This is a genomic window from Aneurinibacillus terranovensis DSM 18919, from assembly GCF_000430625.1.
GTDB lineage: Bacteria > Bacillota > Bacilli > Aneurinibacillales > Aneurinibacillaceae > Aneurinibacillus_B > Aneurinibacillus_B terranovensis.
The window spans coordinates 33551-54306 of sequence record NZ_AUMJ01000045.1 but is presented as its reverse complement, the minus strand read 5'-3'; the positions used below and the strand labels follow the sequence as shown (position 1 = coordinate 54306).

18 protein-coding genes are annotated in these 20756 nt (G+C 44.1%); 16 read left to right on the top strand and 2 right to left on the bottom strand.

Annotation, left to right across the window (positions count from 1 at the left end; genetic code table 11):
• Positions 1 to 327: 327 nt before the first annotated feature.
• The 12 genes from H525_RS0108700 (at position 328) to H525_RS0108645 (ending at position 11232) form a co-directional block, all read left to right on the top strand.
• Positions 328 to 1521 carry a substrate-binding domain-containing protein gene (locus tag H525_RS0108700; RefSeq protein ID WP_245590433.1) on the top strand — a complete coding sequence of 398 codons (1194 nt, stop codon included), beginning with the start codon at positions 328 to 330 and terminating at the stop codon, positions 1519 to 1521.
• A gap of 56 nt (positions 1522 to 1577) precedes the next feature.
• Positions 1578 to 2750: a levoglucosan dehydrogenase gene (locus tag H525_RS0108695; protein ID WP_027415889.1), complete on the top strand. Its 1173-nt coding sequence runs from the start codon at positions 1578 to 1580 to the stop codon at positions 2748 to 2750.
• 128 nt (positions 2751 to 2878) lie between these two features.
• A complete protein-coding gene (locus tag H525_RS0108690) occupies positions 2879 to 4375 on the top strand; it encodes a sugar ABC transporter ATP-binding protein (RefSeq protein WP_027415888.1) in 1497 nt (498 codons plus the stop codon).
• Complete coding sequence (locus H525_RS0108685) at positions 4356 to 5336, top strand: ABC transporter permease (RefSeq protein WP_051330912.1); 981 nt, start codon at positions 4356 to 4358, stop codon at positions 5334 to 5336. The genes H525_RS0108690 and H525_RS0108685 overlap by 20 nt, the downstream gene beginning before the upstream one ends.
• Before the next feature lie 108 nt (positions 5337 to 5444).
• The gene (locus H525_RS0108680; RefSeq protein WP_027415886.1) at positions 5445 to 6407 is read left to right on the top strand and encodes an ROK family glucokinase; all 963 of its coding nucleotides are present in this window, start codon (positions 5445 to 5447) and stop codon (positions 6405 to 6407) included.
• 47 nt (positions 6408 to 6454) lie between these two features.
• Entirely contained in the window at positions 6455 to 6736 is a 282-nt protein-coding gene (locus H525_RS0108675; protein ID WP_027415885.1) for a putative quinol monooxygenase, read from the top strand.
• Between the two features lie 307 nt (positions 6737 to 7043).
• The gene (locus H525_RS26150; protein ID WP_081413307.1) at positions 7044 to 7325 is read left to right on the top strand and encodes a TIM barrel protein; all 282 of its coding nucleotides are present in this window, start codon (positions 7044 to 7046) and stop codon (positions 7323 to 7325) included.
• Between the two features lie 39 nt (positions 7326 to 7364).
• Entirely contained in the window at positions 7365 to 7505 is a 141-nt protein-coding gene (locus H525_RS27180; RefSeq protein ID WP_155837199.1) for a hypothetical protein, read from the top strand.
• A gap of 409 nt (positions 7506 to 7914) precedes the next feature.
• Positions 7915 to 8355 carry a Fur family transcriptional regulator gene (locus H525_RS0108660; protein WP_027415884.1) on the top strand — a complete coding sequence of 147 codons (441 nt, stop codon included), beginning with the start codon at positions 7915 to 7917 and terminating at the stop codon, positions 8353 to 8355.
• Between the two features lie 231 nt (positions 8356 to 8586).
• Positions 8587 to 9390 (top strand): metal ABC transporter ATP-binding protein, encoded by an 804-nt coding sequence (locus tag H525_RS23375; protein WP_051330911.1) that lies wholly within the window; start codon positions 8587 to 8589, stop codon positions 9388 to 9390.
• A gap of 14 nt (positions 9391 to 9404) precedes the next feature.
• The gene (locus H525_RS23370; protein WP_051330910.1) at positions 9405 to 10238 is read left to right on the top strand and encodes a metal ABC transporter permease; all 834 of its coding nucleotides are present in this window, start codon (positions 9405 to 9407) and stop codon (positions 10236 to 10238) included.
• A 19-nt stretch (positions 10239 to 10257) separates the two neighbouring features.
• Positions 10258 to 11232 (top strand): metal ABC transporter solute-binding protein, Zn/Mn family, encoded by a 975-nt coding sequence (locus tag H525_RS0108645; RefSeq protein WP_027415883.1) that lies wholly within the window; start codon positions 10258 to 10260, stop codon positions 11230 to 11232.
• Between the two features lie 109 nt (positions 11233 to 11341).
• On the opposite strand, the gene H525_RS0108640 is transcribed toward H525_RS0108645, so the two are convergent.
• Both H525_RS0108640 and H525_RS0108635 read right to left on the bottom strand, forming a co-directional pair.
• Positions 11342 to 12505: an FtsW/RodA/SpoVE family cell cycle protein gene (locus H525_RS0108640; protein WP_027415882.1), complete on the bottom strand. Its 1164-nt coding sequence runs from the start codon at positions 12503 to 12505 to the stop codon at positions 11342 to 11344.
• Between the two features lie 12 nt (positions 12506 to 12517).
• Positions 12518 to 13132 (bottom strand): DedA family protein, encoded by a 615-nt coding sequence (locus H525_RS0108635; protein ID WP_027415881.1) that lies wholly within the window; start codon positions 13130 to 13132, stop codon positions 12518 to 12520.
• 477 nt (positions 13133 to 13609) lie between these two features.
• Here H525_RS0108635 and H525_RS23365 point away from each other — a divergent pair, with 477 nt between their 5' ends.
• From H525_RS23365 to narJ, 4 genes are all read left to right on the top strand, one after another.
• Positions 13610 to 14806, top strand: a complete 1197-nt coding sequence (locus H525_RS23365; RefSeq protein ID WP_051330909.1) for an MFS transporter — start codon at positions 13610 to 13612, stop codon at positions 14804 to 14806.
• Positions 14807 to 15043: 237 nt separating this feature from the next.
• Positions 15044 to 18730 (top strand): nitrate reductase subunit alpha, encoded by a 3687-nt coding sequence (locus tag H525_RS0108625; protein ID WP_027415880.1) that lies wholly within the window; start codon positions 15044 to 15046, stop codon positions 18728 to 18730.
• Positions 18720 to 20243 carry a nitrate reductase subunit beta gene (narH, locus tag H525_RS23360; RefSeq protein WP_051330908.1) on the top strand — a complete coding sequence of 508 codons (1524 nt, stop codon included), beginning with the start codon at positions 18720 to 18722 and terminating at the stop codon, positions 20241 to 20243. Before H525_RS0108625 ends, narH begins: the two co-directional genes overlap by 11 nt.
• On the top strand, positions 20194 to 20748 hold the full coding sequence (gene narJ, locus H525_RS0108615; protein WP_051330907.1) for a nitrate reductase molybdenum cofactor assembly chaperone: 555 nt from the start codon (positions 20194 to 20196) through the stop codon (positions 20746 to 20748). Before narH ends, narJ begins: the two co-directional genes overlap by 50 nt.
• Positions 20749 to 20756 lie beyond the last annotated feature (8 nt).

Here is a 20756-nt window from a genome sequence, read left to right as displayed (position 1 = left end):
AGGGGCAACAGGGGGAAACGGAACCTTCCCTTGGTAGACACCTAAGGCCATTTTCCCAAAGACAGCCCAAGATCGTAAACCCTTTAACTGATGATGGTGATGGATGGAAACAAGCCACGCGCTACGCTTGTTCCCCCTTTGTGAACACTCGGAACCTTCGGTTCCTCGGTTCCCTTCGGGGCTACATCCTCCACCACTAGACATGACTTTAAATCCACATTTTCTATTATGTTTTCAAAGATCAAAAATCTAAAAAGAGCAACGACAATTCGGTTTTATGTTAACCAAATCATTCGCTGCTCTTAATATACAAGGGGGAGTTAATACGTGAAAAAGAAAGGGAGCATTAGGAAAGTAGGCGCCTTGGCGGCAACGGCGTTACTGTCAGTTTCGCTGTTTGGATGTGGAACACAAGCCAATCAAGGATCTAACTCGGCAAGTGTTGCACAACCTGCATGGTACCAGGAGCCTACCGCCGATCAGTTAAAGCAAGCGCAGCAAGATACCGTCGCTGGTGTGATTTTAAGCAGCGGGCCGAATGGAGAAAAAGCATTTCCTGCTGAACAAATTAAGATCACAGATCAACAGTTGGCCAAAATTAAAGCCGGTCATTATACAGCCGCTATCTCGATGCATTATTCAGGCAATGACTGGTCCCAGCAGCAAATTGAGGGACTAAAATCCGAATTTCAAAAGCTGGGTATTACGATTGTCGCCGTAACCGATGCCAACTTCAAGAATACACAGCAAGTTGCCGATTTAGAGGCGATCTCAGCGAAAAAACCTAACATTCTCGTCAGTATCCCTGTAGATGCAAAAACTGAAAAAAGCGCCTATCAAAAGCTTGCTGATTCCGGAGTGAAGATCGTATTTATGGACCAGCCCGTACCTGGAATGACGGCTGGAAAAGACTATGTTTCGGTTGTGTCTGCTGATAATTTCGGTAATGGTATGGTAGCGGCCGATGAATTAGCCAAAGCGTTAGATGGAAAAGGAAATATCGCCGCTTTGTATTATGCCTCCAATTTCTATGTGACAAACCAGCGCTATGAAGGTTTTGTAACACGTCTCAAGGCAAAATATCCCAACATTCATCTTGTTGCTACCGAAGGATTCCAGGATCCAAACCAAACGCAGAGTGTCGCTTCCGCTCTGCTTACAAAACAACCTAATCTTCAAGGATTATGGGTGGCATGGGATATTCCAACAATGGGAGCTGTTTCCGCAGCCAGGATTGCCGGTAAGAATCCGAGTGATTTTAAGATTGTCTGTGAAGATCTAGGTCATGAAGCAGCATTGAATATGGCGCAAAATGGATTTGTTAAAGGGTTGGGAGCACAACGTCCTTACGATCAGGGAGTAGCTGAGGCCAAAGAAGCGGCATTAGCACTTATTGGCGGAGAGACACATCCCTATGTTGCAGTTGCTTCATTAGCTGTAGATCGATCGAATTTAGCCCAATCCTATCAAACGGTTTATCATGCCGCTCCGCCTGCAGATGTTACCAATGCACTGAAGTAAATCGTCAGGAATGTTTATGGAATGGAAATGATTAATTAAACAAGGGGGAATCAAATATGAAACAGTTAAATGTAGGTTTAATCGGTGGAGGATTTATGGCAAAGGCTCATTCACTCGCTTATGCTACAATGCCGATGTTTTTCTGGCCTGCACCTGCCATACCCGTACGTAAGGCAGTGGCAGATATTAATTTGGAACTGGCTACAGATGCTAAAAATAGATTTGGCTTTGAAAAAGCGTATGGGGATTGGCGAGAGCTGATTGCTGACCCTGAAATTGATATTGTTGACATTGTTACACCGAATAATGTTCACGCCGAGATGGCAATCGCCGCTGCGAAAGCTGGTAAACACATTATATGTGAAAAACCGTTGGCTCGTACTTCCAAAGAAACAAAAGCTATGTTGGATGCGGTAGAAAAGGCTGGTGTGATTCATATGGTTGCCTTTAACTATCGCCGAACTCCAGCCGTACAGCTAGCTAAAAAATTTATAGAAGAAGGGCGAATTGGCCGAATTCTCAGCTTCCGGGGGACTTATTTACAGGATTGGTCAGCAGATCCGGCATCACCGCTTTCCTGGCGCTTTAAAAAAGATATTGCAGGTTCGGGTGCACTTGGGGATATAGCTGCTCACGTCATCGATATGGCCCGCTATTTAACTGGGGAGTTCGAAAGTGTGAACGCCATGGTTAAAACGTGGATTCCCGAACGGCCGATCCAGCAAGGTGGATTGGATAAGTTAGGTACGGTTAAATCTTCTGCTGATACCCCTAAAGGCGTTGTAGATGTGGATGACGAAGTTAGCTTTTTGATTAACTTTGAGAGCGGCGCAATCGGAAGTATTGAATCTACACGTAACGCTCATGGACGTAATAACTATATCACGTTTGAAATACACGGAGAAACAGGTTCCATTTTCTTCAATTACGAAAGAAGAGACGAGCTGCAAGTTTGCTTTGCGGATGATCCGGCGGATGTGAAAGGTTTTAGAACCATTTATACGGGACCGGCTCATCCTTATGGTGAAGGTCTATGGCCAATCCCGGCACTGGGAATCGGGTATAGTGAAACCAAAATCGTAGAGTGTTACGATTTCTTCAAGGCAATCGTTGACGGAACTCAACCTTCACCAAACTTTTACGATGGGTATCAAATTGAAAGAATTTGCGATGCGGTCTTAGAATCAGGTCAACGGAAAGAATGGGTTAAAATCAGTTCGATAGAATAGGAACGAAAGATAAGGGTTATGGGATAAGGTTTTTCTAATCTTTTAACTAAAAAAGGAATTGGAGTAAGTCATACGGATAGTTTTTGAAATGGTTTGCTCCAATTCAACCCTTCAAAGTAGGTGACCACATGAGTGAAAACTATGTTTTAAAGATGGAGAATATTGAAAAATCATTCAATGGAGTTCCTGTCTTAAAAAAGGCTGACTTTTTCTTGGCTAAAGGGGAGATACACGCACTATGCGGGGGAAATGGTGCTGGTAAATCTACCTTAATGAAAATATTAACCGGTGTTTATACGAAAGACGATGGCACGATTACCATTGACAACGATAGTGTGCAGATTAATTCGACTCAGGATGCTGAGAAAAATGGAATTGCGATGATTTTCCAAGAATTTAGTTTAATACCAACGTTAACGGTAGCTCAAAATATTTTTTTGGCACGAGAACCCCGGACAGGTAAAACATTCATCAATGATAAAGAATGTATTCGGGCTGCAGAGGATATCCTGAAAAAACTCAACGTGGATATTGACCCGAATGTAACCGTCGACTCTTTAGGTGTCGGATATTGGCAGATGGTTGAAATTGCCAAGGCCTTATCTAAAAATGCTAAAATTTTAATTATGGATGAACCGACCTCTTCCTTATCAGAATCAGAAACGGTGTCTCTGTTTAAACTCGTTAAGCAGCTTAAAGACAGCGGCATATCCATTGTTTATATTTCGCATCGAATGGCGGAAATTTTTGAAATATGTGATAAGGTAACCGTGTTAAAAGATGGGCGTACCATTTTAACGGAAGAATGTAAAAATCTCACGATGGATAAAGTGGTAGAAAGCATGATGGGGGTTGAAGCCGGAAAGTCCTTTGAATGGATTGAGCGTACTTTCGACAGACCCGATCGCCCTATTCTTGAAGTGAAAAACTTGTCATATGGTCACCGAGTGAAAGATGTATCGTTTGAGCTATATCCCGGGGAAATTGTGGGAATGGCCGGATTAATGGGGAGCGGCCGGACGGAGATCGCCCAATGTTTATTTGGGATGAATCATCCGGATTCAGGCGAAGTTTTAATAGAGGGAAACAGAGTAAAACGCACGAAAGATGCGATTCGTAACGGGATCGCTCTTGTGCCGGAAGATAGAAGGAAACAGGGACTTGTTTTAGACCATACTGTCCGCGATAATATGATGCTGCCTATGATAAAACAGCTGACTAAAGGATTGTTTGTGGACGATAGTAGAGGTAATTCACTTACTGCAGAATTCATTGCAAAATTAAACATTAAAACAGACGGAGTTTCTAAGCTTGTTAAGCTCCTTTCCGGAGGAAATCAACAAAAAATAGTGCTGGCCAAATGGCTTGCTCAACATCCTAAGGTATTAATTTTGGATGAACCGACAATCGGCGTAGATATTGGAGCAAAATCTGAGATTGTGGAAATTATCCGATCCATGGCGAATGAGGGGATGGCTATTTTGGTTATCTCGTCGGAGCTAGAGGAATTACTTGCGGTTAGTGATAGAATTTTAGTTTTATATAACGGAACGATTTTCAAAGAAATCTACAGAAAGAATATTGAATCCGAGGAGGAGCTTCATCATGCTATCCAAGGCTATTGATGAAAAAACCCATATGAAGACGAAATTGAGTTATAAAAAACTTGACTGGCGTAACTATATTGTATATTTTGCTTTTGTTATTGTGTTAATTTTCTTCGGTATTACTTTGGGAGACCAGGGATTCCTTTTACCCTCGAATTTGTTGAACATCGTTCGGCAAACAACCATGATTTCAATCATGGCAGTGGCCATGACATTTGTGATTGCATCCGGTGAAATCGATTTATCGGTTGGGTCTACAACGGCTTTAGCCGCATTAATGTCTGCGTTAGCCATGCAAGCAGGTTTCGGTTTCTTTGGCGGGGTTGTAGTCGGATTAATTTCAGGGGTAGTGGTGGGAGCGATAAATGGTTTTCTCACCACCAAAGTAGCCATTCCATCCTTTCTTGTAACGTTAGGGATGATGCAGTTGGTACGGGGTGTGGATATGTGGGTTACGCATACCAACCCGGTTCCTATTCTCAATATGCCCTTTAATAATATATTTGGTTCTGGTAATGTGGGACCGATTCCTTCGCTGTTTTTTTGGTCCATAGTGATTTTGATTATAGGGCATTTCGCCTTAAAGAAGACCCCTTTCGGACGCCAAATTCTCGCAACCGGGGGGAATCGTCAATCGGCAGAATATTCCGGGGTGAATACAGGGCGTATTAAGTTTACGGCGCTTCTACTTACCGGTATAGCCGCAGCCATTGCAGGGATGTTGTACAGCGGCATGATGCAAAGCGCTCGTTATAGTTTTGGACAAGGCGATGAAATGAATGTAATTGCAGCTGTCATATTAGGGGGCAGTAGTTTAAACGGAGGCAATGGTTCGATTATTGGTACGGTGATAGGTTCATTGATGATTGGTACCATTAATAATGGCTTGATTATTATGGGACTGGATGTTAGCCAGCAGATGGTTGTAAGCGGTGCAATTATCATCTTAGCTGTAGCCTTCGGTAAGAAATCCCGTTAAGAGCAGGGTGGGTATAATAAATGAAAAATATATACGGGGTCGTTGAATAAATGGATTCAACACCCCTTATTTTTCGCGTATAAGAAAGTAAAGGATGGTGGTTTTAACGTGAGAGAAAGTAGAGAAGCACGTGTGATTGGTGTCGATCTCGGTGGTACAAACATTAAAGCTGCCGCGATTACAAAAACGGGGCAAGTGGTCACAAAAGTAGAGTGGGCCACAGAGGCAGATAAGGGTGTGGAGCATGTCATTAACAGGCTCCAGAAAATCGCTTATACAGTGGCAGAAGAGGCCGGATGGAATTGGGCGGAAGTTACTGGAATGGGCATTGGACTGCCGGGGTTTTTAAACTTTCGTACAGGCGTTGTTGAACAGGCTGTTAACCTTGGTTGGAAGAATACCGCGATTATTTCCGTTCTGAGTGAAAGTATGGGCATACCGGTTTATTTTGATAATGATGCAAACGCTGCTGCTATTGGAGAAGCCTGGGTTGGTGGAGGTCAAGGGTTTGATCATGTTGCTGTTGCTACGATCGGGACTGGGATTGGAGGTGGTTTTATCATTAATGGCCACATTGTTCGAGGCGCAAACGGGATGGTCGGAGAAATTGGGCATCTGTTAATGGAACGGGAGCATGGCCGTTTATGCAATTGTGGAAAACATGGATGTTTAGAAACCATCAGCTCAGCAACCGCTATGTTACGAAGCGCAAGAGAGGCAGTTCGCGAAGGGGCACAGACCACATTATCTCAATTCGCACTCGATAGTTTAACTACGCGGGATGTAATAGATGCAGCTCGTTTAGATGATAAAGTCGCTTATGCCATTGTTAAACAGGCAATGGAGACCCTTGGTATTGCCTTATCGCATATAGGAAACACATTGAATCCACAAAGAATCGTTATCGGCGGTGGTGTATCAAAAGCCGGAGAAATCATTTTTGAATTCATCCGAAAGGGATTTGAACAAGGGGCACTGCCGCGGGTGATTGAGGCATGTCAAATTGTTCCGGCGAAGTTGGGCAATGATGCTGGGGTAATTGGTGCGGCGAAATTAGCCCTCGAAGCATAGATTTCTTCTGTGGTAGATTCAAAAGGATTAAAAAAGGTGGAGTGAACATGATCATCATTCATGCATTTATCAAGGTGGATCCAAAACACCGTACAGAATTTCTTGAACTGTCTAAAATAACAGCGGCCGCTTCTCAAGCTGAGGAAGGAAATGTTAGCTACCAATTGTATGAAGATGTCGAACAGTCCAATACTTTTGTTATGTTAGAGATATGGAAAAATCAAACAGCCATTGAAGAACATGAAGAGACTCCTCATTTTATCAACTTTATAAATTGCCTGCCAGACTATCAGCTTGAACCCATTCATGTAGAAAAATATGAAGTATAAAGAAAGATATAAATCGTAAACTGTGTTGATCATCCCTTATGTTAAAAGAACAGCTTCATCCAACACGCCGCTCCGTTTATGATGATGCAAAAAGTGACAATATTGTCACAGGAAAAGGCGATTGAAATCTAACCTTGACCAGGCTGCATCTAATGTTACCCAGCTTCTTACACAGGCCGGATATATCAAGTAAGGAGAGAATCAATCATGAAATTTTCATTTAACACATGGGTGTACAATTCATTTCCCAGCTGGCTTCCGTCTTATATGTTAGAGGAAGTGATTAGCAGATTAGCTAAGATTGGATATGATGGGATTGAAATCGGGCCGCCGCTCCCCAGGCTTTTCCTGCTATTTATCCGAAAGTGACTTCACGCGCATCCGCCAGTTGCTAAAAGAACAAAATATGGTCGTGTCTGCTATATGCCCGGCATATGGCGGCGGACCGGGATACAATCCGGTTAGTTCGATTGAGAGGGAACGCGAAGCATCCATCGTATATAACAAGGAATGCATTGATCTTGCTCACGATTTAAATTGTCCTATGGTAATCTGGCTCGGCGGCTGGACAGTGTTCGGTACTGCATAAGACCAGGCGTTAGAATGGGAAGAGGTTGCGCTGGCAGAAGTGGCTTCTTATGCGGAGAAAAAAGGGATCACTCTTGCAATCGAGCCAACGTGGGGTTACCGTGTGGTCGTGATTGCAGCACATCTCTTTCTCGTTATTGTGAATCGGGAAAAAGGACGTAATAAAGCTTATATAGTGTAAGAGGGCAAAGTACATACCACATACCACATGACTTTTACCAGCAAAGCGATGTTCGTTGAAACAAGACGGTAAATATAGTCAAAGTGAGTTAATTTATAAAGATACACGGAAAAACTAAGCAGGATTAAACTTTGGATAAATCGCGGAGCATTCCATTTAACTGGCAGCATGACCGTTCCTCTCTTTACTAATAAAAAAATAATTTTATGTAGGATATGAATATGTGTTCATTAGCAGAAACATGCTATTGGCTGAACTGAAAATCGTGTTTATTATTATTTGAATTTGACAAAAAATCCATTACTATCTATACTGTAGCTAATTAATAGAATCGAAATGATTACGATTAGGGATATGGAAACTAAATTTATTTACGCTTATTCTTTTAGCAATAGGTTGAGGTGGTTAGATGAATGTAAGTGAAGCTTTAAATTTATTAAAGGACAAAGGATATAGATATACAGGGAAGAGGGAAACTATGGTCCGTGCCTTTGCCAGAGAAAACCGGTATATGTCTGCCAAGGAAATCTTGAAACTTATGCAAAAAGATTATCCTCAGCTCAGTTTTGATACAGTGTACCGGAATCTTTCTCTGTTCGAGGAGTTGGGAATACTGGAGGTAACTGAGTTTAAGGGGGAGAGATTATATAGTCTTTCCTGTCCTGAATCCCACCACCACCATCATATTATCTGTACCGTTTGTGGTAAAACGCAGAAATTAGATTTATGCCCGATGAGCTCAATTTTTGGAACGCCCCCGGGATTTAATATTACAGGACATAAATTTGAGATTTATGGGCAGTGTGAAGCATGTTCAAATAAAGGCGTTCCTCATACACATCAACCGTGATAAAACGGAATGATTCTCTTTTTAAATATAGCTGCAGATTGACATTTAAAATAAGAGTAAGTATTATTTTAAGTGGGATGATAGGTTTCTTGGAAAAAGTTTGCGTTTTTAACTGGAATCATTACGAATTAATTAGTTGTTGGCTTCATAGTAATAGAGAAAGAAAAACGCATTTTTTGCCGGCTTTTTGGTAAAAATCGATATTGTAGTGGCAGAGAAAGGAGGTAGCGGATGGATAGTAATGTGCTAGAGGTAAAAGACATCAATGTGTACCTGGGCGGAAAACACATTTTACAGAATCTTTCGTTTTCCGTCCGGCGAGGTGAATTTATGGGAATTTTAGGTCCGAACGGAGCAGGGAAGTCAACGTTATTTAAAGTACTGCTGGGAATGCAGCGCCCTCAAACTGGAACGGTCAAGATTATAGAAGCGGACAAAACGGACCAGGGTTCTATTTTAGGATATGTTCCGCAGTCCCGGCAAATTGACCCTGAAACCCCGTTACGGGCGTGGGACTTCGTAAGTTTTGGTTTGCCTCATAAATTCAGGCCCTGGTTGACCGATCAGGATCGGAAGATTGTAAAGAATGCCTTGGAACTGACTGATTCCGAGAAATATGCTTATAAGCCGATTGGAAAATTATCCGGCGGAGAGAGGCAGCGTTTATATTTGGCGCAAGCACTTGTTAAAAAACCTAAAATTTTATTATTAGATGAACCGACTTCTAATTTGGATCCTGCCGCTCAAGAGAAGGTTACGGCGGTGGTAAACCGTATTTGCAGAGAAGAGGGAATTAGCATTTTGTTTGTCAGTCATGATGTTAATTTGGTTGGACAATACGCTGATCGAATACTATATCTCACTCCCGGGCATTATGCACTTGGAACGGCAGATGAAATCATCCAGGCTCCCGTTTTGTCGAAATTATATGGTTTTCCTATTGAGACGGTCCAAATCGGATCAAAAGTTTTCATGTCATCAGCGGATGTTACAGAAAATGTTCCCTCAATTTGTTTCCATCACGAAGTTAATTAGGAGAAAATGAGACGATGTTTGAATATGATTTCATGCAGCATGCGTTTTTGGCAGGAACAGCCGTAGCTATTATGTGCGGTGCAATCGGTGTATATGTTATCGCCAGAGGGCTTTCCTTTATCGCCCATACTTTTTCCCATATTGGATTTTCAGGTGCGGCATTCGCTGTTTACATAGGCTGGAATCCTTTATATGGCCTGCTTTTTTTTACGTGTGCCAGCGCGCTGACGATTGGCCAACTTGGGGTCAAGGTTTTTCGAAGGGATGCCTCCATAAACGTGGTGCTTAGTATATGTTTAGGATTAGGATTATTATTTTTATCTATGACCAATAAACAATCCACGGAAGTATTTTCCCTGTTGTTTGGTAGTGTGGTAGGGATTAGCGCGCAAGACGTACGGCAAATTGCGGGGTTGTCAATTGGCGTTCTTATTTTTCTTATCATCGGTTTTAAAATGCTTACTTTTGATTCTTTTGACCCGCTTGGGTCACAGGCGGCCGGATTGCCTGTACGGTTTATTTCCGTTAGTTTTCTGCTGCTGATGGCTATCGCTGTTTCCGAGGCCGTTCAGATTATCGGCGCGCTTCTTGTATTTACATTGATGACCATACCGGCAGCTTCCGCCCGGTATCTAACCCAATCTGTTTTCAAAATGATTCTTGTTTCTTCTTTTATAGCTGTGGTCGGGGTCTGGGGAGGACTTTCATTGGGATATTATACAAACCTTCCTGTGAGTTTCTTTATTACAGCTATTGAAGGTGTCATTTATTTTATGGCCTTAGGTTGGGATCGCTTACGCGAACGTATGACTGTACCTGAAACAAATAAAGCAAATAAAACAAATTAATGGGGAGGAATCATCGTTAATGGATAAGAAAAATCGTACCTTCATTAGGTTTATAACCGGTTGTTTGTTGACTTTGACTGCGGTATTTCCCCTGTCCGGATGCGGACAATCTACCGCGCCTAATACCGGCGATCAGAAACAACCCTCAGCAGCGAATTCTCCTCAATCTGCTTCATCTAAAGCGCCCGATGGCAAAATTAAAGTTGTTGCTGCCGAGAATTTTTATGGAGAAGTGGCACAAGCAGTAGGTGGGGATCAGGTTGAGGTCCAGTCCATTTTAACGAATCCAAACGTGGATCCGCATGATTATGAACCGACACCCGACGCTTCAAAAACCGTAAATGACTCCCAGCTTGTTATTTATAATGGGATTGGGTACGACAGTTGGATGGATAAACTTCTAAAAGCCAGCTCTACTTCAAAAGGAAAGTCGATCATTAATGTAGGAAGTGACTTAGCGGGTAAGAAAGAGGGAGATAATCCTCACGTATGGTACGATCCGAATACCATACCTAAGGTAGCTGCCGCTATTGCCGACGATTTGGCTAAACTTAACCCAGGCCAGGCCCATTCATTTAAGCAAAGAGCAGATCAATATATTGCTTCATTAAGCCCGCTGAAAAACCAGGTGGAAAAACTCAAAAAGTCAGAGGGCGTTTCAATTGATGTCTCTGAACCGGTATTCGATTATATGGCTAAAGCGTTGAATTTTAAAGTGAACAACCCAACCTTTGCAAAATCGATTGAAGAGGGGAACGACCCGTCTCCAAGAGATATCGGCCAAATACAAAGTGATATACAAGGGAAAAAAGTTAAGATGTTTATTGTGAACAGCCAGGCGCAAAACTCTACCATATCAACGATTGTTGATTTGGCAAAATCCTCCGGTGTTCCAATCGTACAGGTGACGGAAACAGAACCCATGGGTAAGGATTATCTTCAATGGATGGTAGGCCAGTTACAGGACGTTGAGAAAGCTCTAAATGTAAAATAATAAGAAGAAAGCCGGCAAACCACTCTAAAACATATAGATGGTCACCGGCTTTTTGTAACTGTGGATTTTTAACTTAGAACTTCTATTGGTGTGTGAATCGATAGGACGGTTAAAAGGTCAGGGGATTCCGCCATATCTCCATCGAGAGAACAATGCCAACCAGAACGAAATTCGTTAAGAGCGAACTGCCCCCGTAAGAAACAAAAGGCAGGGTAATACCGGCGACCGGCATAATAGACAGGTTCATCCCGATGTTTTCAAAGATTTGAAAGGAGAACATTCCCACCACTCCGGCGATAAAATAACTGGAAAAATAATCAGCCGCATGGGTGGCGACCAAAATCATTCGCTGCAGCAGTAAGAAAAAAAGGAAGATGAGAATGCTTGAGCCAATGAAACCGAATTGTTCAGCTATCGCAGAAAAAATAAAATCGGTCCACTGTTCGGGAATCCAGTTCCCCTGTGTTTGCGTTCCTTTTAACAATCCTTCTCCCAATAATCCGCCGGAGCCAACCGCAATTTTTGCCTGTGTTACCTGGTATCCTGCTCCCTTTTGTAACGCCTCAGGGCTAATAAAGGTAACCAGTCGTCCTTTTTGATAACTTTTTATCGGCAGCTTATCAATGAAATGAATCGATTGATCAGGAAATACGGCTTTTGCCAGAAAGAGGCTGCTTCCGAGAATGAATCCGATAACAAGAAAAAGGATAAATTGCCGTTTTTCCAGAAATAGAATCATCATGGAACCGACGATGCCCAATAACACGAGAGCCTGGCCCAGCGCAGGCTGCTTTAAAATAAGAGCAAAGGGAACTCCAACGATAAGCATAATGAACCCGAAATGCTTCCACCCGAAACTCTCATTCTTCTCTTTCGCCTTTTCCATGTAACTTGATATGACCATAATAATAAAAAGCTTTGCAAATTCAGACGGCTGAATTTGAAATCCGGAAATAATAATCCAACTATGCGATCCATTGACCGATGGAAAGGCAAATACGACAAGCAGCAGTACAAGACTGAGGACATACCCCGCCCATGGTATCGTTTTTTTCAGGGCTCGATAATTAAATAGCATCACTGCAATCATTACGATATAAGATAAAACCTGCCAGATTATTTCCTTGATATACGTATTTTGCAAGCCGGTTCTCGTAATGGTCGCTGAATAAATGGCTATCGTGCAAAAGATAGAAATGCCAATCAACGAGAACAGCAGGATTATATCCACTTTTCTTAGGCGGCGCTGTAATGGTGTATGTGTTTTCATCATTTCACCTTTTTATTAAGATGTGCGGGTGCGAACGAGTTTATAGAAAAAACGTAGAATGGCAACGGCCACGATAAACAAAATGACATAACTTACGGGATGGAAATACGGCTCGACTGATTGCCAGTTCTGTCCGAGTTTTAGCCCGAAATACGTAAGAGCAATATTCCAGGGAATGCACCCGAACAGGGTAAACATCAGGAATTTAGAAAAATTCATCCGTGCGACGCCTGCCGGTAGGGAAATAAACGTGCGAATGACCGGTAAAATTCGGCCGAAAAAGACGGCCCATTCACCGTACCGTGCAAACCAACTCTCCGCTTTCGCCAAGTGGCCAACATTTAGTAAAACATATTTGCCATACTTCTCAAGAAAAGCCCGGCCGACATAGGAGCCAATCCAATAGATTAAGACAGAACCGACTACATTGCCAAGAACGCCGGCTGACACAACACCCCAGAACGTTAATGTTCCGCGTGCAGCCAGAAACCCGCCGAAAAGCAGGATCACTTCACTTGGAAGAGGAATACAGGCGCTTTCTAGAGCCATTGACAGAAAGATGCCTATATTACCAAACGATGAAATGATATGTGTGACAAAGGATGTAAGTCCTTCCACTAAATGATGCAATTTACTGTTCTCCCCTTCTTGTTAAAAATATAGTGCCAAGTTTTCTTTGGTGTAATTTAAGTGTTTCAACGCAATCAAGTAAAGGGACTTGAAATAGGGGAGGAAAGTTCGCCCTATATGGATAATCCAAAAAAAGGATGGTTGTCAGAATAAACAGGGGGGGCGTAGTCAGTATGAACTGGGATGGTCTATTTAATCCGTTTGCATTGGTTTTGCTAACATTTACCGTTTAGGAACTTACTATTGTATTGCTTTCTTTTATCACTACATCATATTGTAATTCTGGTAAATAAAGAAGTTAATATGTTTTTTTAACCTGTGAACAAATTTTGAACCTTACTGATTAAGTGAAATAAATCACATTTTTCTCTTGCATAATTCTCTACAATGACAATAACAAAAAGCATCAAGTAGTAGTTGTGTCCAAGGCCTTAAAGTAGCAGAGAGAAAAAAACCTTTGGAAGAGGGGTATGTACAATGATAAATCAGAAAGGTCAAACATCAGCTCTTGTTATGTCGACCGTTGCGATGGCGATTGCCTTCGCTGTTTGGGCCAGTTTATCTCCTATAGCTTCCCAGCTGCAAGAACTGTTTCATTTGACAGGATTTCAAAAAAGCGTTCTTGTGGCGACTCCGGTTTTACTCGGTTCCGTTATGAGGATTCCACTGGGAATTATGACCGACAAGTTTGGCGGAAAGAAAATGTACACCTATTTAATGTTGTTCATCCTTATTCCGCTCATTGGCATCAGTTTGGCGAACAGTTATGTCTCTTATTTGTTTTGGGCCTTCTTTATTGGGATGGCCGGCACCAGTTTTGCCATTGCCATCGCGTATGTATCTCGCTGGTATCCGGCTGAAAAGCAGGGAACTGTGCTAGGGATTACAGGGATGGGGAATATCGGTACCGCGATAGCAGGGTTTGCCGTTCCTTCCATTGCGAAAGCGTATGGCGTTCACAGCGTATTTCTTGTTCTTGCTGTTGCCGTTTTTGTTACAACATTAATCTTTTGGTTTACCACAAAGGAATTGCCAAGACCTGCCGAGGTAAAAACGTTCAAGCAGGCATTGTCTGTAGTGAAGTTTAAAAATACGTGGATTCTTTCGGCTTTCTATTTCTTAACGTTTGGCAGCTTTGTTGCTTTTAGTATGTACCTGCCGACTCTTTTGCAGGATTTATTTAAAATATCCCCGGTGGATGCCGGTCTGCGCGCTGCAGGATTTGTCATCATTGCAACCTTGCTTCGTCCTGTCGGGGGGAACCTTGCAGATAAAATCGGCGGCGGACGTATCCTTACCATTATCTTTCTTCTCATGGCTGTATGCGGAGTACTCATCGCATTTACACCAAGCAGTATGGTCGGGTTCTCTGTCGGATGTCTTGCGATTGCCGTTCTTGCCGGTGTGGGTAACGGAGCCGTGTTTAAAATCGTGCCGACTGTATTTCCTGGAAATACAGGAGCTGTCACCGGATTTGTTGGCGCAGCAGGCGGTCTGGGCGGCTATTTCCCACCGCTTATTATGGGGACGGTAAAAGATATGACGGGAAATTACTTTATGGGATTTATCTTCTTCGTTGCCTTCGCTCTTTTCTGCTTGCTATTGAATAAGAGATTTTTCGACTCAAAGAGTAGAAACGGAAGCACCACTGCTGTTAAAAGCAAAGCCGTGTGAAACAGAAATGATGTTTAACTAAAACTCTTAGATAAACTCCAGTGAGCTCTATCAATCAGGTGAGTGCTCACTCGGTATAAGCCCGCTTTGCATGAAGAATTTAAAATCAGGGAACTTCCCTAAGGATATCGGGGAGTTCCCTGATGTCGAAAATCGTCGGTAATAGATAGATTTTGTAGTATAGAAACCAAAATAGATTTGATGAAAACAGATAGATTTAGGAAAGGAATCTTGATTATGAAAAAAAAATCCTCCCCTTTTCTGAAGAAATTAAATTTCTTTAAACCCCGTGAACATTATTCGGATGGATGGAGTGAATTATCGCCTAAAGATCGCGAGTGGGAAAAAGTTTACCGCCGCCGCTGGCAGCATGATAAAGTCGTTCGGACCACCCACGGCGTGAACTGCACCGGCTCATGCAGCTGGAAAGTGTTTGTGAAGGGTGGGATTATTACCTGGGAAAATCAACAAACCGATTATCCGACAACAGGGCCCGATATGCCTGATTTCGAACCGCGTGGATGTCCGCGTGGCGCCAGCTTTTCCTGGTATGTTTACAGTCCGCTGCGCGTTAAATACCCGTATATCAGGTCAGTGCTGCTGAATCTTTGGCGGGAAGCGCTGAAGGAGACCAATAATCCGGTTGAAGCATGGAAACGCATCGTAGAAAACCCGGAAAAAACAAAACAATATAAATCAGTTCGTGGTAAGGGTGGGTTCGCCCGTGCGTCCTGGGCCGAAGTTAATCAGATCATCTCCGCCTCCATGATTTACACGATTGAAAAATACGGTCCGGATCGGATTGCCGGCTTTACGCCGATCCCGGCTATGTCCATGGTCAGTTATGCGGCAGGCGCCCGCTTCCTCTCTCTTGTCGGTTCTCCGATGCTTAGTTTTTATGACTGGTATGCGGACCTTCCTCCGGCTTCCCCGCAAATCTGGGGCGATCAAACGGACGTGCCGGAGAGCAGCGACTGGTACAACGCCGGCTATATTATGATGTGGGGCTCAAACGTGCCGTTGACGCGTACGCCGGACGCACACTTTATGACAGAGGTGCGCTACAAAGGAACGAAAGTGGTTTCCGTAAGCCCTGACTATGCGGAAAGCGTGAAATTCGCCGACAACTGGCTCGCACCAAATCCGGGGTCGGACGGAGCTCTGGCACAGGCGATGACGCATGTCATTCTTAAAGAATTCTATGTTGACCAGGAAACGGAGTATTTTACGGATTACGCAAAGAAATATACCGATTTACCTTACTTAATTACATTGAAGAAGCAAGGAAACAGCTTTGTCACAGACCGTTTCCTTCTGTCGAGTGATCTTGGCATGTCACTGCAAAATGCCGATTGGAAACCTGTTGTCCTGGACGAAAATACAAACGAAATCGTCGTACCGAATGGAAGTATCGGACACCGCTGGGCAGACCATGGGAAGTGGAATCTCAAACAAGAAGATGATAATGGGAATATTTACCGACCTGTTCTTTCATTGCTTGGAGGGGAAGATGACGTTTTACCTGTCGATTTTCCATATTTTGAGGACGCAGAGCGGGGAACTATACAGCGTGGTGTTCCGGTCAAGCAAATCGACCGTGCAGGCGATACCGTATATGTGACCACGGTATTTGATTTAATGCTGGCCAATTATGGGGTGAATCGGAACTTACCGGGAGATTATCCGGCGGGTTATACCGATCCGAAGCCGTATACCCCGACATGGCAGGAACAGCAAACAGGCGTTGACGCAAACCTTGTTATTCAAATTGCCCGTGAGTTCGCCCAGAACGCTGTGGATACAAAAGGTCGTTCGATGATTATTATGGGAGCGGGCATCAATCACTGGTTTAACAGTGATACCATTTACCGTGCCGTCTTAAATCTCGTTTTGTTAACGGGTTCACAAGGGGTCAACGGGGGCGGTTGGGCCCATTATGTCGGCCAGGAAAAATGTCGTCCGATTGAAGGCTGGTCAACCATTGCTTTCGGCCGTGATTGGTCAATGCCTCCCCGTCACCAAAACGCGACTTCGTTCTATTATTTTGCAACAGACCAGTGGAGATATGACCAGCTTCCGATGAATCAACTTTCTTCCGCTACTGTGGACAAACCAAGATACCAGCATGCTGCCGATTATAATGTAATGGCGGTGCGCTTGGGCTGGCTGCCTTCTTATCCACAGTTTGACCGCAATTCTCTCGACTTGTATGAACAGGCACAGAGCCAGGGAGCCAAACACCCGGAAGAAGTAACGCAGTATATCGTAAACGAATTAAAAGAGAAAAACATGCATTTTGCCGTAGAAGACCCGGATAACCCGGTGAACCATCCCAAAATGTTGTTTGTATGGCGCTCAAATCTGCTTTCCAGTTCGGGGAAGGGACATGAGTATTTCCTTAAGCATCTGCTGGGAACATCGAACGGTGTGCTGTCTGAGGAGAACACTGAACACAGGCCGACCGAAGTCAAATGGCATGAAAAGGCACCGGAAGGAAAGCTGGATTTGCTGGTGAGTTTAGATTTCAGGATGGCCGGAAACGCCCTGCACTCCGACATTGTTTTGCCTGCTGCAACCTGGTATGAAAAACACGATTTAAGCAGTACCGATATGCACCCGTTCGTACATCCGTTCAATCCGGCCATTCATTCACCATGGGAAGCAAAATCCGATTGGGACATTTTCAAAGGACTTGCGCAAAGCTTTTCCGATATGGCGAAAGACTATTTGCCCGAACCAAAAACGGACATTGTAACCGTTCCATTGATGCACGATTCACCGGAAGAATTAGCACAGCCATTCGGTAAAGTGCTTGACTGGAGTAAAGGAGAAGTAGAACCGATCCCAGGAAAGACCATGCCGAAGCTCGTGTTTGTCGAACGGGATTACACGAAAATTTATGACAAGTATACATCGGTGGGGCCGCTGGTAGAGAAAAATCCAATCGGAGCGCACGGGATATCATTTTCAGTGAAAGAACAATATGAAGAATTGAAGAAAATCAACGGAACCGTTGAAAAGGAAGGAATTGCCCAGGGGCTGCCCCGCCTTGAAACCGGCCGTGATGCGGCGGAAACGATGCTGCGGCTCTCCAGCGCCACGAACGGCAAAATTGCCATGAAAGCCTGGGAGGCAGAGGAAAAGAAAACAGGAGTTCCATTAAAGGATCTGGCGGAAGACCGGGCTGCTGAACACTTTACGTTTGCTGATATTACGGTGCAGCCAAAACAGGTCATCCCAACTCCTGTATTCAGCGGTTCCAATAAAGGAGAACGGCGGTATTCGCCTTTTACCACGAGCATTGAACGTTTGGTTCCTTTCCGTACGTTAACAGGGCGCCAGCACTTTTATCTGGACCACGAGATTCTGCTGGAATATGGCGAAGGATTCCCGATTTATAAACCGACGCTGCCGAAAACGGTGTTTGAGCCAAAGGATCGTCAGCCGGAGTCCAAAGAAAAAGATATCGTGCTGCGGTATTTGACTCCCCATGGAAAATGGAACATTCACAGCATGTATCAAGATAATTTGCACATGCTCACCCTGTTCCGCGGCGGGCCGAACGTATGGATCAATAATAAAGACGCCGAAGCAGCCGGTATTAAAGATAATGATTGGATTGAAGTGTTCAACCGCAACGGGGTTGTAACGGCAAGGGCGGTTGTTAGCCACCGGATGCCGCGCGGTACCGTCTATATGTACCATGCGCAGGACCGGCACATTAACGTACCGGGTTCGACGATTACAAATGAACGCGGCGGTACGCATAACAGCCCGACCAAAATTCATTTGAAGCCGACGCAAATGATCGGCGGATATGCACAGTTAAGTTACGGATTTAATTACTACGGACCGATTGGAAATCAGCGGGACCTGTATGTAGTGGTGAGGAAAATGAAAGAGGTGACCTGGCTTGAAGATTAAAGCGCAAATGGCAATGGTCATGAATCTGGACAAATGCATCGGTTGTCACACATGCAGTGTGACATGCAAAAACACCTGGACAAATCGTCCGGGTGCAGAATACATCTGGTTTAACAACGTGGAAACGAAACCTGGTGTCGGGTACCCTGTCGAATGGGAAAATCAGGAGAAGCACAAAGGCGGCTGGGTCCTTAAAAATGGAAAGCTGGAACTGCGTGCAGGGGATAAGATGACAAAGATGGCGAACATCTTTCACAACCCTGATTTGCCGACGATGGATGATTATTATGAGCCGTGGACATATGATTACGAAAGATTAATAAACAGCCCGCAGAAAAAACACCAGCCGGTCGCCCGCCCGAAGTCGGTCGTTACCGGCGAATATATGGATCTTCAGTGGGGACCTAACTGGGAAGATAACCTCGCCGGCGGGAATGTAACAGGACAGCGTGATCCTAACGTTGTTAAGATGGAAGAGTCCATCCGGTTGGAGTTCGAGCAAACATTTATGATGTATTTGCCGAGGATTTGCGAACACTGTTTAAATCCGTCCTGCATGGCTTCCTGTCCTTCCGGAGCCATTTATAAGAGGGATGAAGACGGAATCGTACTCGTTGACCAGGAAGCATGCCGCGGCTGGCGCTTCTGTATGTCTGGCTGCCCGTACAAGAAAATTTATTTCAACTGGCAAACGCAAAAAGCGGAAAAATGCACCTTCTGTTTTCCACGGATTGAAGCCGGATTGCCAACGGTTTGTTCCGAAACATGCACCGGCCGCATTCGATACATTGGGCTGCTGCTGTATGATGCGGATCGTGTCGAGGAAGTCGCATCCACACAGGATGAGAAGAACTTGTATAAGGAACAGTTGAGTATTTTCCTCGATCCGGAAGACCCGGTTGTGATTGAACAGGCAGGGAGAGATGGAATTCCTGACGACTGGCTGGAAGCGGCCCGTAAGTCACCTGTATATAAGCTGGCCATTAAATACGGCGTTGCGCTCCCGCTGCATCCGGAATACAGGACGCTGCCGATGGTCTGGTATATTCCGCCGCTCAGCCCGATTATGAATGTATTCGAAGGAAAAGGCAGCGCATTTGACTGGGAAGGGATTTTCCCGGCGATTGACCAGATGCGGATTCCCGTCGAGTACTTGGCTAATTTGTTGACCGCCGGTAATACGAAAGTGATTCGTCTTGTATTAGGCAAAATGGCAGCGATGCGCCATTATATACGTGCGGTCAGCACAGGAAAAGAGGCCGATTTAAATATGATTACGTCCCTTGGCATGACGGAAGAAACACTGAAAGAAATGTACCGACTGCTTGCGATTGCCAAATATGAAGACCGCTTTATCATTCCGCCTGCTCATAAAGAAAATGGAATGGATTTGTACTATCAACAGGGAATGGCCGGCTATGATTTTGGAGGATGCCAGTCCTGTGAAGTGGGAGGTTACGAGGGTGACAACGAATTCTTCTATCCTTCATTTAACACCAGAGACGGAAGATAGCCAGCGTACCCTTCAGCTTATTTCATTGCTGCTGCAATATCCGTCTGAAGAGTGGTTGGGCGCAGATGATGTACGCGAAGAAGTAAACGGTCTGGTAAATAAGGATATCCGGCAGCTTCTTAACGGCTTTGTTGACTATCTTGAAGCTCACAGTTTGGAAGAGTTGACGATAAACTATGTCGAAACGTTTGATTTCAACGCGAAAACAAATCTTTATTTAACGTATTTAGCCGCCGGTGAAGAAAGAGAGAGAGGCCAAATTCTCATTTCGCTCAAAGAAATTTACGCGGAAGCCGGCTTCGATATGACAACAAGTGAACTTTCAGATTATGTCCCATTGTTTCTGGAGTTTATTTCGATTGCACCTTTGGAAATGGCACGTGACATGTTACAGGACTTTACAGGGCCGCTGGACATCTTGCAGTCCGAACTGGAAACAGCGAAAAGCCCGTATTCAAAGGTCATGCAAGCATGCCTGATTGCGATCGACCAAATGATTAAGTAATGGGGGTG